Genomic DNA, 12,634 nt, shown 5'->3' with positions numbered 1-12,634 from the left:
ATGAAATGAGTCGTTTGGAATAATTTTTGCTAGTGAATAACAGCAGATTTTAATTATTTAGGACTATTTATGCAAACACTAAACGCATTACTAAACAATACTGCATCAAGTACGATGCAGACAAAACCGAGTGATAGCCATGAAAGTAGCAATGATAGCTTCTTGTCTATGGTTATAAATAGCGTAAATAAAAATGAAAATATTAGCGAAGAGAGCAGCAAAAGCGTAGTAGAACAAAATGCAAAAAAGTCCCAAATAGATAAAAAAGATGAAAAAATAGACTCAAAATCCAATCCGGATGAAATCGAAATAGAAGAAAATTCATCTCAAGAAAGCCCAAATAAAAATAGTATATCTATCTTAGAAGATGCTGATTTTATGCAAATTTTATCGCTTCTTGAAGCATTGAATGACGGAAAAAAACTTGATAAATTTCCGGCTCTTTCAAATACTTTAGCAAAATTTTTATCAACGGAAAAAAATATAAATGAGATAAAAGGTGCAAAAAGCTTACAAGATATAATAAATTTGAGCAATAAATTTGGATTAGGTCTAAGTAATTTGAAGATTACGAAAGAGGATTTAGCAACTCTAAAAACCGAGTTCAAAGCTCTTGAAGCAAAAGGATTTTTTAAAATTCAAGATACGCAGATAGTTTTAAACGAAGTAACAAAACAAAAAATAGAAAAATCATTAAAAATAGATAAAAAAAGCGACGAATCAACCCCTAGTCTAACAAAACTTCTTCAAAGTACGCAAACAATCGATGATGCAAGCGGAAAAAAAACCAAAAATAAAACTGAAACTAATAACATAAAAGAAGCTACAGAAGATACTATAAATTTAAAAAACACGGATAAGTCAAAAATTTCAGTAGAGCAAGCGGAACATAAAAATAGCAAAAAAGCAGATTTAAACGGTGAAAAAAATGCAATTCAAAATACAAAAAATATCGAAACAGAACTAACTAAAAACGACAAACATACAAAAGATACAAGCGGTGCGACTGCAAATCATACATCTCAAAAAAACGCAAAAGATACGAATGTAGATGATTATCTAGCAAATATTATGCAAAGAGCTATAAAAGAAAGTAGCGAAACAAAAGATAAACAGTCTCAAACTACACTTAGTGGCAGTTTTACAAAAGAGACAAAAAATAGCGGTGAAAAAGATAACATGCAAAATAACAGCGATCAAAACGGCAGTCAAACAAGCTCAAATCAGTCGGTAAAAGATGTGGTCGCAAACTCTAAACTCCAATTAAAAAACGGTCAAATCAAACAAACTTTTGAGAGTTTTGCTTCAAATTTACAAGAAAAAATAGCTGAATATAAACCACCTGTTACTAGATTTCATATGACACTAAATCCGACTAATCTAGGCGAAGTAGAGGTGACTTTGATAAACAGAGGAAATAATCTACATATAAATTTCAACTCAAATAATCAAACTATGCAGCTATTTATCCAAAATCAAGCCGAATTTAAAAATAGCCTTGTAAATATGGGATTTACTGAACTTTCTATGAATTTTAGCGATCAAAATAAAAATAAAGAACAAGGTCAAAACAGTAAATTTAAAAACTATGACAATGATTTTGAAAATGTATTAAACCAAAATGAAGATGAACAAGTCATCTTAGAAGTTGTCGTACCGCGATACTTTTAAGTTAAAAAGGAATGAATTTTGCTTAAAATAGCAAAATTGCATATAAAAGGATAATCCATGGCAATAAATTCTATGAATAATACGGCAACTCCAACCGGAACTCAATTCACGACAGACAAATGGGCAGCACAAACGGAAGCAGAAAAATTAAATAACGCCAGTGGAACAGGTACAAATCCATATTCACAGCTTGATAAAGACGCATTTTTAAAACTACTTCTTGTCGAACTTCAGTATCAAGACCCAACAGAGCCTATGGATAGTGCAAAAATGCTTGAGCAAACTAGTCAATTAGCCACTCTTGAAATGCAAGAAAATACAAATAAAGTTATGAAACAACTAACAACTCAAATGCAAAGCAGCCTTTCTATGACAGCTATGAGTGCGCTTGGAAAGATGGCAAATCTCTCGAACGCAGTGTCAAAAGATACTACGACTAGCTCTGTGGATTTTAGTTTATATTTTCCTAATGATGTTAAATCAGGCAGCATTCAAATATATGATTCATCAGAAAATTTAGTAAAAAATATAAAATTTGATGAGTTAAAGTCCGGAATAAATAAATTTAACTGGGACGGCACTGATAATAACGGAGATATAACTTTACCAGGAGAATATCTGATAAAAGCAACATATACAGATACATCAGGCAATTCAGGAGAAAGCATATTAGGAAGCTATCCTGTAGAAGCGGTTAAATTCGTAAATGGCATAGCTCAAATCAAAATAGCCGGAGAATACGTATCAATGGATAAAATAAGCGAATTTACAGAACCGGTTAAAACTACGGCAGTAAATAACTCAAATGATTCATCTAACTCAAATGATTCGGAGAAACCAAGCTCATGATGATAGGATACTATAACGGTATAAGCGGGATAAAATCTGGAAATTTCGGTATTGATGTTATATCAAATGATATTTCAAATATCAATACTGTAGGATACAAATCAAGCACCGCTGAGTTTAAAAGCATACTATATCAGTCACTAAACCAGACAAGTACAAGTCCGGTCACATCACAAATCGGTCTTGGCTCAACGAGTATGGCAACTAGTTTAAATTTCAAGCCAGGAAGCCTACAAAATACCGATAAAGTATTTGATCTAGCTATAGTAGGAGATGGATTTTTTGGACTTAGTGGGATAAACGGTGAGCAGTATTTTACTAGAAACGGTGATTTTAGTAAAGACGTAAATGGAGATATCGTAAATAGAAACGGGCTTTATCTACTAGGTACGATGGCAAATTTAAACGCGATAGCTCTTAGTCCAAATGCAGAGCAAAAGCTAGGAAATCTTATGGGAAATAACGATAAACAAGCATTTACTCTACAAACAGGTACTTCAATAGAGTTAAGTGCTTCTACGGCGCAAACAAAAATACATTTGCCAGACGTGCTATTTTTACCTGCTACTGCAACAACAGACGTATCATTTAGCGGTAATCTTGACTCTACCATAAATACTCAAACGATAAATATAAATTTAGATAATACAAAAATTACAACGGCAATAAATAAAGAAGGTAAAACCATAAGTTTAAATGGATCGCTAACGGACACTCCATTAGTACAAAATCCAAATAGCCCAAACGAAGATGTACTAATCACTATAAAAGATGCTAACGGCGAATCCATCACAACCGCAGCAAAAACAGATGAAAACGGTAATTTTAGCTTAAATGACTTCGATATAAGAAGTTTAAATTTAGATGGTGAACTTAGCATAGAAGCAAATGTAAATTTAAAACAAGAAGTACCAAATACTCAAAGTTTTAGTACAGATATAATCTCTCCAAACGGCAATAAAAATATATTAAAAATGGAGTTTTCAAAACAAGTTCCGCATCTTGATAACGGAACAGCATGGAATGTTAGTGCTACTATTTTTTCTCCTACTAACGAAGTTATATCGACTTCAAACGGAGTTTTAAATTTCAATGAAAAAGGTGCTTTAGTAAGCAATACTTTAGGAACTTTAGATAATGATGGAGCTGAACTAAACGTCAATTTAGGTACTCCATATGATCCAAATACTCCAAATAGCGGATTTGACGGTATGAGATCAACGGGGGATCAAAATTTAAACTTATCTGTAAATAAAAACGGTGAAGCAGAAGGTTTGCTAAAAGAATATACTATGAATGATAACGGTGAAGTTGTAGCTATATTTGACAACGGTAAAATGGCTTCTGTCGCTAAAGTTGCCCTATATCATTTCCAAAATAATCAAGGTCTTTCAAAAAGCAGCGAAAATACATATCAAACAACTGCAAACTCAGGTCAACCTATATTTTATCAAGATCAAAACGGGAATGTAGTTTATGGAGCAGCTATAAAAAATAGCACTCTTGAAATGAGTAATGTAGATCTTGGCGTATCTTTAACCGATCTTATCATTATGCAAAAAGCTTATGACGCAAGTGCAAAATCGATCACTACAAGTGATCAAATGATACAAAAAGCGATAAATATGAAAAAATAGTTATGAGTATCTCCTAACTTCGCTTAAGAAATACTCATAAACTCTTTGTTGCAAAAGAGCATCATCTTCATCACTATCTATCATAAGACGTCTTAAATGAGCAAAATCTATCTTTTTAGCATATCTTCTTAAATTTTTTAAATTATAGTCTATGTCTATAAGCAATGAATCAAGACTTATATAACTAAATTCTTTTACTTTTTGAACATACTCTTTTACGGTTTGTACCAAAACACCGACACGTCTTTCATCGTTTATATAAATTTCTGTTGCAATATCTTTTATATCGTTATAATCACTTTGTGAAACAGTTTTTTTAGCACAAAGCATAGCAGCTAAAACTTTAGCACGAAACTCTAAAGAGCGATGATGCGGTATAAAAATCTCACGAAAAACAGACAAAAAATGAAATTTATAATTCATAGCGTAATCCTAATTTAAGTATAATTTAGATATAATCCTTTTCGCCTTTCCTTAGACCTGTGCAATGCTTTTAAAAAGAACCGCTTCAGGATGGGAACATAGCAGAGCACTTTTTCTTAGTGTGTGCCGCAGTCATCTGGGGAAGGGTTTCTAAAGTCTTATATCAAAATACTCTATGATCTCAGCACAAATTTTACTAAAATCAACGCCTTCTATCTTTGGATTTTTATCAAATTTAGCTTGTATGTTATTAAATCCGCTGACTAGATCCTTGCTTTTTACACCATAACTTATAGAAATTCCCGCTTCTACAAATGCAGCTAGATTATCACAGCATTTTAGAGCTTTACCATCTATAGCGTTGAACTCATTATCATTTACGCTGCTCATACTACCTTCAAAATGTATCGGAGTAGTTTTATTTATACGGTTTTCAAACTCATCTTTTTTCAAAACACCATCTTCTTTTCTAACGCCTAAAATGTAGCTAAACTCACTTCTAAAACTTTCAGGAACAAAAGGTAAAATTCGCTCATCTATAAGTCTCATCTCGTATTCGCTTATTATCTCGTTTAGTCCATTTATACCGTATTTTACAGGACTTATGATGTCACGCGTAAGGCTTTCTGGTAAGTCGTGAAACAAAGCGCAATAAAAGTTATTTTCAAGTCGTTTTGGACAAGTCCCTACTTTCAAGCTATAAAAATAAGCAAATATCGCCACGACTAGCATATGTCCAAGCACTGCAGTCTCAGGAATACGCTGAGTTTGTGCCCAACGCTTTTGAAAACGAAGTCGTCCGCTTAGATCTATGATACGAGCTAGTTTTTGGTTCATAGCGATTTTACGAACTCCTATAAGCTCGTAGTAATCTTCTAACTCCTCATCGACTTTTTGTTTTAACTCTTCTATGTCGCTTAGAAATTTACTAGTTTGATAAACTATGCTAAACTCCCATTTCGTCGCTATATAGCTAGCCGCTTTTAATATAAGACGCTCTTTTTTATGAGTTTTATCATCTTGATAAGCTTTAAACCTTTCAAAAAATTTACCCCCATCGATATCTTCAACCATATTTTCAAGTTTAGTTAAAATCCAGCTTTGAATTTCTTGATTTTTGGATTTTTGGATTTGATGGAAAACATCAGGGCGAATGTCAGTCACTACTACACGGCTTAAAAACTCAAAAACACCGCCTTCTATGATATAGTTCATATCCACGTCAGGCTCGAGCTTTGCGATAAAATAAGCTATTATAAATTTATGTGCTTGTTTATCAAGCTCGACTAAATTTACCATTTTTGGATAGTCATTCCAACGCGAAATCGAAGCAGCTTTAAAGATGTGATCTATGAGTTTAGCGTTTATCATTTTTGAGCCTTAAAATTTGCGAGTAGTTTCTAAAGTGATAGAACTTACGTCGAATTTTTCTTTGCGAACTAAATTTGAGTCCAACTCTATAACCGTATGCACGTTTCCACGCGGATTAAAGTCTCCCACTACGCGTAAATACTTTGGATTTAACTTTTTATCTAAAGTATCATAGATCTCGTTTATGCTTGCTTCGTGGCTTATATGACGATTTAAAAAGCTATTTATATAGAGTTTTATCGCTTTTAGTTCAACGACAAAGTCACGCGGCACGTAAGTTAGATATATAGTAGCAAAATCAGGATATCCCGAGCGCGGACAAAAACACGCGAACTCAGGCAAAGTTATGCGAATAGCATAGTCGTTTTTACTAGAGTTTGGCCAAATTTCAAGATTTTTTTCTATATCAAATTCATTTATAATTTTTTCACCATATTTTTTATTTTCCATATTTAATCCTTTAAATTTAACTTAGGTTTTTCAATGTAAAAACCTTGGATATAATCAACTTCACTATTTTTTGCTATTTCATAAAGCTCATTACTACTTATAAATCTAATAATTGTTTTTATATCAAGAGCTTTTGAAGCGCTATTTACACTATTAAATAACATTTTAAATCTATCTTTATGTAGATTTTTACTAAATTCAATATCATAAATTATATAATCAATATTTAAATATTTAAGATACTCAAAGCTACTATTTTTTCCACCAAAATGGCTCAAAGCAAAGCTAAATCCAAATTTTTTATACTCATTTATAATATTGTTAAAATTTGAAATTTCATCATAAAATTTATCCTCAAAAAACTCAAAAACTAAATTTTTAGCATTTATATTATACTTTTTTATCATTTTAAAAAGCTCTGCTTTAAAAAAGTAGTTTCTTAGACTAACAGGAGAAATTTCTATGAAAATTTTACCTTTTATATCTTTGCTAATTCTACTAAAAAACAGCCTTAAAACCTCTTTATCATAAAATATCTCATAACCGATTCTGTTTATAACTTGGGAAAATTTGATTTTTGATATATTTGAGTTCGGAAGTTTTAGTCTTTGCATCACATATGTCATATCATCTGAGTTTTTATTACTTTTTATAGTTTGAAATTTAAAAATAAAATTTTTATCGCGCAGTGCTTCAAAAATCATCTTTTCATATTTGCTTTCGTTTATTTTTAGCTCATTTTGTCTATCTAAAATCATATAAAATAGAGTTGAAAGAGTGACATTCAAATTTAAATCATAATCAGATCTAATATTATTGTAAGCTAAATTAAGCTCTATATTATCGATATTATCTCTTAAAATACTAAGCTCAAAGCTTTTTAATAAGTTATTAAATTTACTAAATTTAGAGTCGATAAGCAAAATAAAACATCCATCAATATATTTACCGATAGGAACTTTGCGAATACTATTTTTTTCCAAAAAACTATGGAGTTTTTCTAAAAATTGTTTTGAAACTTTATCAACACTTCCAAGCCCGTATTTATTAGCAATTTCATTTAAATTTTTTATAGATATCATAATGATATACTTTTTTTCACCGTTTTTAATGCTTTTATTTATAATTTTTATAATTTTATCTCTTGTAAAACTTCCCGTAGATTGATCAATAAGACTTGTATTAAATCCATTATAAATCATATAAAAAGTATAATAAACATATATAAATGTGAGCAGAGCAAATAGAATTATTTCATAAATTTTATAGTTTTTTAAATTTACAAACGCATAACCCCAAATAAATAAAATAATGATAAAAGGAGTAGCTATCCTAAGAGCAAGAGCAAAGCGGTTACTTCGCTCTTTTTGCTGGCTATAAAGCATTAAACGTCCAGATGTTTTACATCTTTTGCATGAGCTTGTATATAATCTCGTCTAGGTTCAACCTCATCACCCATAAAGAGTTCAAAAATTTCACTAGCTGTTTGAAGATTGCTAACATCTATTTTTAAAAGTCGTCTATTTTCTGGATTCATAGTTGTCTCCCAAAGTTGACTAGGATTCATCTCTCCAAGACCTTTGTAACGTTGTATATAAGCACCTTTTTTAGCATTTTTTTCTATATCTTCAAGCACTTCTACTGGATCTCTTTTTAGATCTATATCACGCTCTTTCATTTTTGTAAATATATGAACAGCCTCCTCATAAAGAGGATTTGCAAATAAATTGTCATTTATAACAAGTTCCTCAAGCCCATTTTCAGTCTGAACATATATCCTAATCTCATCTTCATTTACGTATGAATTTAAAATATTAAATTTTTCATCTTCAAGTTTTTTCTTTATAATCTCAAAAAGTTCATTATAATTTTTTGCTATAACATCCGGATTTTCTATCATATATCTTATAACGATTAGTACGTTAAAACGTTTTTTAAGATCCATCAAAATACTTCTATAAGCCGCGATTATCTTTAAATAATCAATCAGATCTTTATTTCCAACACCTTCAAAATCCTCACCTTCAATTCCAGTTTCTATAAGAAATTCATTCAAAGCTTTTTCATCTTTTAAGTAGATCTCTTTTTTACCTTTTTTGTATCTATAAAGAGGCGGCTGAGCTAGATAAACATAACCATTTTCAATGATCGGAGTTAAAAACCTAAAGAAAAAAGTAAGAAGTAAAGTTTGAATATGGCTTCCATCTACGTCCGCATCAGTCATAATAATTATCTTATGATATCTAAGTTTTTCAGGATCAAACTCTTCACCAATTCCGCATCCAAATGCGGTTATCATATTTTTTATCTCTTCTGATTTTAAAATTTTATCAAGTCTACTTTTTTCTACGTTTAATATCTTACCTCGAAGTGGTAAAATCGCTTGAAACGCTCTATCACGACCTTGTTTTGCAGAGCCTCCAGCAGAATCTCCCTCAACAAGATAAATTTCACTCTCACTTGGATCTTTACTTTGACAATCAGCTAATTTTCCAGGAAGCGTTCCTACGCTATTTAAACTATCTTTTTTGCGTGTTAAATCTCTCGCTTTTTTAGCTGCTTCACGACCACGAGCAGCCATAAGAGCTTTATTCATTATAGCTTTTGCTTCGATAGGGTTTTCTTCAAAATATTTGCACAAAACATCAAAAGTCATTTTTTGAACGATAGGTTTTACATAACTCGAGCCGAGTTTTCCTTTAGTTTGACCTTCAAATTGTGGTTCTGGAACTTTTACGCTAACTATAGCTATAAGTCCTTCTCTTATGTCATCTCCGGTTATCTTAGTATCTTTCTCACGAGCTGCAGCATTTGCAGCTATATAATTTGTAATAGCTCTTGTAAGCCCAGCTCTAAAACCTGCTTCATGAGTTCCACCATCTGGAGTTTTTATATTGTTTACGAAACTTAGTAAATTTTCTGTATATGTTTCATTGTAAAGTAGAGCAAAATCCACTATAACATCTTCTTCACCACCGCTAAAACTAACTGCTTTGCTTACTGGATTACTTTTGTTTATATCTGTAACAAAACTTTCAAGCCCACCTTCAAAATGATAAGTTTCACTAAAACCGTCTCTTTGATCTTTAAAATTTATAGTAATTTTTGGATTTAAATATGCTAATTCTTTAAATCTTTTTGATAAAATTTGTTTATCAAATTCAGTTACTTCAAATATATCATCATCAGGCCAAAACTCAACACTAGTTCCTGTTCGATTTGTAGTTTTTACAGCTTCTAAAATATTTTGGGGTATTCCTTTTGAAAACTCTTGACGATATAAATTTCCATCTCTTTTTATGTTAAGAATTAGTTTTTTTGAAAGAGCATTTACAACCGAAACTCCAACACCGTGGAGTCCTCCTGAAACTTTATAAGTATCTTTATCAAATTTACCACCTGCGTGAAGTACAGTTAAAACTACTGTTGCTGCTGAAATTTTTTCTGTAGGATGAATATCAACAGGAATTCCACGACCATTATCAGTAACTATACAAGAACCTTCTCTTGTAAGCTCTATATTTATCGTATCACAGTAACCTGCCATAGATTCGTCTATAGAGTTATCAACTACTTCATAAATCATATGATGAAGACCGCTAATATTCGTATCGCCGATATACATTCCTGGACGTTTTCTTACAGCTTCAAGCCCTTTTAGTACTTTTATATTTCCAGCACCATAATTTTTTTCTAAATTTTCCATTATTTTCCTTAAATATTTACTGGCATTACAACAGTTCTAAGATCGCCTGAACTTAATATAAAAGGCAAATTAGGTTCGTTATATCCTAAGTTAAACTCACTATCTTCAATACTTGATAAAAAATCAAGTATAAATCTGTTTTTAACTCCTAAAATAATCTGATCACTAACATTACTTCTATATTCTATAAATGTTTTTGCTTCACTATTATCATCATTTATACTCTCAAAACTTATATTATCTGGAGCTATTGTTATTTTTACTATTTCTGAAAGCATTGATATAGTTTTTATGCCTTCTATTATTTTTTCTCGATTTAAAATTATATTTTGTTTTATCTCATTTGGTACTACTCTTGTATAATCTGGATATCTTCCGTTAATTAGTTTCGTGAAAAATTCAAAGTTTTGTGATACTGCTATAAATATATTTTCATCATAATAAATTTCAATGTTTTCAAAGAATAATTTTTGAATTTCGGTTATAGCTTTTTTTGGTATTATTATACTAAAAGGATCGTTTTGAGAATTTATTTCAAGTTGATAAACGCTTAATCTTTTTGTATCCGTACCTACTAAGTTTATATGATCTTTTTTTATATCAATTAAAGCTCCTGTTAATTCTATTTTTGAATTTACGTTTTCTATTGAGCTTGATATTTTTTTAAGACTTTTACTTAAAGATCCTGCATTTATATCAAATTTCTTTTTGTTTTCTAAACTTGGAAAATCTGGAAAATCCTCTGGTTTTTGCATAGGAAGTCTATATTTTGAGTTATTTTGTTTTATGTAAAGATGATTTTGAATAGTTTCTAGCATTATATCGCCGTCTTTTAAGCTTTTAATTATATCAAGAAGTTTTTTACCATTAGCAGTTGCCATTCCTTCATCTGCTATAGTTGCATTTTTTACTTTATATTCAAGTCCTATTTCATTGTCAGTCGCTTTTATATTTAAAACTCCATCTCTAGCAGATAAAAAGATATGAGAAGTTATAGAACTTAAATCTTTTTTATCAAGATAGGGGTTTGTGTTTATAACTATTGATTCAAGGACATTTTTTTTAATTAGAACTTTCATTTTTTTTGCCTTTTAAATTTAATTTATTTTTTTATTTTTAGTTGATATGTTGATTTTGTGAAAATCATCATTAAACACCGTAAAATTCGTTATTTATATATTGAAAATAAAGTTTTACTTTTTCACTTCTTTTCACATTATTCCTTTGATGTTATCTTATTTTTTAGTTCTTCAACTCTTGCTTTAAAGTATCCATCGTTATTTATTATTTCATTTATTTTTTTTATATTATGACTTACTGCGCTGTGATCTTTTAGTCCAAAATGAGTTGCAAGTTGAGGCATTGAGTTTGGAGTTAATGTTTTTGCTAAATAGATACAAATTCTTCTTGCTTCAACTATACCTTTTGTTCTGCTTTTGCTTTTGATATCACTTGGTTTTATGTTCATTTCATGACTTACACAGCTTATAATATTTTCAAGACTTATGTTATCTTTTTTCTCTTTTATTTGATCTTTTATAACATTTTTAGCAAATTCTAAAGTAATTTCTTGTCGCATAATGTTTGCAAACGCGTTTATATTTATAATTGCACTTTCTATCTCGCGAATGTTATCTCCCATATTTGTAGCTATATATTCGATTATATCACTGCTTAAATTTATACCGTCAAATTCGCATTTTGCTTTTATAATTCGTATTTTTGTGTCAAGTTCAGGCGGTGTTATATCAGCCATAAGTCCCCATTCAAAACGACTTTTTAATCTCTCTTCAAAACCTTTTAACATTTTTGGAGGTTTATCAGAAGTCATAACGATTTGACCTTTTTTTGCATGAATTTCGTTGAAAGTATGAAAAAATTCCTCTTGAGTTTTTTCAGATTTATGAAAAAATTGAATATCATCTATGAGTAAAATATCGCAATTTCTATATTTTTCTTTAAATTTATTCATAGTTCTATTTTCTACATTTCTGATAAAATCACTCATAAATTGTTCACTAGTTACGCAAATTACTGTTTTTCCGTGTTCTAAACAGTAATTTCCTATGGATTGTAAAAGGTGAGTTTTACCAAGTCCTGTTGAGCCATATATAAAAAGCGGGTTATAAACTTTACCCGGATTTTGAGCAGCTTGCTGTGAGCTTATATAGGCAAATTGATTTGAATCGCCCACGACAAAACTTTCAAATGTATAGCTAGGATTTAGAAGTGAGCTTTGTGTGCGAATTTGTTTTACATCTATATCTTTTGCTTTGATTGATACTCTATTTTTTTGTGTTGTTATGCTTATGACCGGTTTAATTCCGGTTTTAACTTCAAAGATATTTGCTATTTTGTTAGCATATCTAGTTTGTATAAATTTAGCTACAAGTTCATTCGGGGCTGTAAAAATAATATTTTCGCTATTTGAAGATTTTTCATTAAATTTAATTTGAGATATGTAGTTTTCCAACTCATTTTTAGATATCTCTTGACCTAAAAGCTCTATTACTTCATCTGCTAGCAA

The 12,634-nt window shown here is 30.5% G+C and carries 10 protein-coding genes and 1 other RNA gene; 4 read left to right on the top strand and 7 right to left on the bottom strand.

Annotated elements, in window-relative coordinates; genetic code table 11:
* Positions 1–69: 69 nt before the first annotated feature.
* From fliK to DQN38_RS00045, 3 genes are read left to right on the top strand one after another with little or no spacing between them, the layout of a single operon-like run.
* A complete protein-coding gene (gene fliK, locus DQN38_RS00055; protein ID WP_065843868.1) occupies positions 70–1,671 on the top strand; it encodes a flagellar hook-length control protein FliK in 1,602 nt (533 codons plus the stop codon).
* Between the two features lie 57 nt (positions 1,672–1,728).
* Positions 1,729–2,520, top strand: coding sequence for a flagellar basal body rod modification protein (locus DQN38_RS00050; protein WP_042960192.1), 792 nt, complete (start codon positions 1,729–1,731; stop codon positions 2,518–2,520).
* Entirely contained in the window at positions 2,517–4,157 is a 1,641-nt protein-coding gene (locus DQN38_RS00045) for a flagellar hook-basal body complex protein (protein WP_111738131.1), read from the top strand. Before DQN38_RS00050 ends, DQN38_RS00045 begins: the two co-directional genes overlap by 4 nt.
* Here the strand turns inward: DQN38_RS00045 and DQN38_RS00040 are convergent, their stop codons facing one another.
* A complete protein-coding gene (locus tag DQN38_RS00040; RefSeq protein WP_111738130.1) occupies positions 4,158–4,580 on the bottom strand; it encodes a hypothetical protein in 423 nt (140 codons plus the stop codon). It lies immediately after the preceding gene.
* A gap of 48 nt (positions 4,581–4,628) precedes the next feature.
* Between DQN38_RS00040 and ffs the strand changes: the two genes are divergently transcribed.
* Positions 4,629–4,726, top strand: an RNA gene (gene ffs, locus DQN38_RS00035) — signal recognition particle sRNA small type.
* A gap of 4 nt (positions 4,727–4,730) precedes the next feature.
* Here ffs and DQN38_RS00030 read toward each other — a convergent pair.
* The 6 genes from DQN38_RS00030 to dnaA all read right to left on the bottom strand — a co-directional run bounded on the left by DQN38_RS00030 (position 4,731) and on the right by dnaA (position 12,634).
* A complete protein-coding gene (locus DQN38_RS00030; protein WP_065844193.1) occupies positions 4,731–5,951 on the bottom strand; it encodes an HD domain-containing protein in 1,221 nt (406 codons plus the stop codon).
* Between the two features lie 9 nt (positions 5,952–5,960).
* Entirely contained in the window at positions 5,961–6,401 is a 441-nt protein-coding gene (gene queF / locus DQN38_RS00025; RefSeq protein WP_038452533.1) for a preQ(1) synthase, read from the bottom strand.
* Between the two features lie 2 nt (positions 6,402–6,403).
* On the bottom strand, positions 6,404–7,786 hold the full coding sequence (locus tag DQN38_RS00020; protein WP_002847903.1) for an EAL domain-containing protein: 1,383 nt from the start codon (positions 7,784–7,786) through the stop codon (positions 6,404–6,406).
* On the bottom strand, positions 7,786–10,107 hold the full coding sequence (gene gyrB / locus DQN38_RS00015; RefSeq protein WP_038452528.1) for a DNA topoisomerase (ATP-hydrolyzing) subunit B: 2,322 nt from the start codon (positions 10,105–10,107) through the stop codon (positions 7,786–7,788). The genes DQN38_RS00020 and gyrB overlap by 1 nt, the downstream gene beginning before the upstream one ends.
* Before the next feature lie 8 nt (positions 10,108–10,115).
* Positions 10,116–11,186, bottom strand: a complete 1,071-nt coding sequence (gene dnaN / locus DQN38_RS00010) for a DNA polymerase III subunit beta (protein ID WP_111738129.1) — start codon at positions 11,184–11,186, stop codon at positions 10,116–10,118.
* Between the two features lie 137 nt (positions 11,187–11,323).
* Positions 11,324–12,634, bottom strand: coding sequence for a chromosomal replication initiator protein DnaA (gene dnaA, locus DQN38_RS00005; RefSeq protein WP_065843915.1), 1,311 nt, complete (start codon positions 12,632–12,634; stop codon positions 11,324–11,326).

It is taken from the genome of Campylobacter fetus subsp. fetus, from assembly GCF_900475935.1.
Classification (GTDB): Bacteria; Campylobacterota; Campylobacteria; order Campylobacterales; family Campylobacteraceae; genus Campylobacter; species Campylobacter fetus.
Note: the sequence above shows the minus strand (reverse complement) of the source record. Positions and strands in the feature narration are given on the sequence as shown.

What these genes read in the sequence shown, in the direction of transcription:
- fliK (WP_065843868.1), top strand. Translation starts at nt 70, where the DNA reads ATGCAAACACTAAACGCATTACTAAACAATACTGCATCAAGTACGATG.
- DQN38_RS00050 (WP_042960192.1), top strand. Translation starts at nt 1,729, where the DNA reads ATGGCAATAAATTCTATGAATAATACGGCAACTCCAACCGGAACTCAA.
- DQN38_RS00045 (WP_111738131.1), top strand. Translation starts at nt 2,517, where the DNA reads ATGATGATAGGATACTATAACGGTATAAGCGGGATAAAATCTGGAAAT.
- DQN38_RS00040 (WP_111738130.1), bottom strand. Translation starts at nt 4,580, where the DNA reads ATGAATTATAAATTTCATTTTTTGTCTGTTTTTCGTGAGATTTTTATA.
- DQN38_RS00030 (WP_065844193.1), bottom strand. Translation starts at nt 5,951, where the DNA reads ATGATAAACGCTAAACTCATAGATCACATCTTTAAAGCTGCTTCGATT.
- queF (WP_038452533.1), bottom strand. Translation starts at nt 6,401, where the DNA reads ATGGAAAATAAAAAATATGGTGAAAAAATTATAAATGAATTTGATATA.
- DQN38_RS00020 (WP_002847903.1), bottom strand. Translation starts at nt 7,786, where the DNA reads ATGCTTTATAGCCAGCAAAAAGAGCGAAGTAACCGCTTTGCTCTTGCT.
- gyrB (WP_038452528.1), bottom strand. Translation starts at nt 10,107, where the DNA reads ATGGAAAATTTAGAAAAAAATTATGGTGCTGGAAATATAAAAGTACTA.
- dnaN (WP_111738129.1), bottom strand. Translation starts at nt 11,186, where the DNA reads ATGAAAGTTCTAATTAAAAAAAATGTCCTTGAATCAATAGTTATAAAC.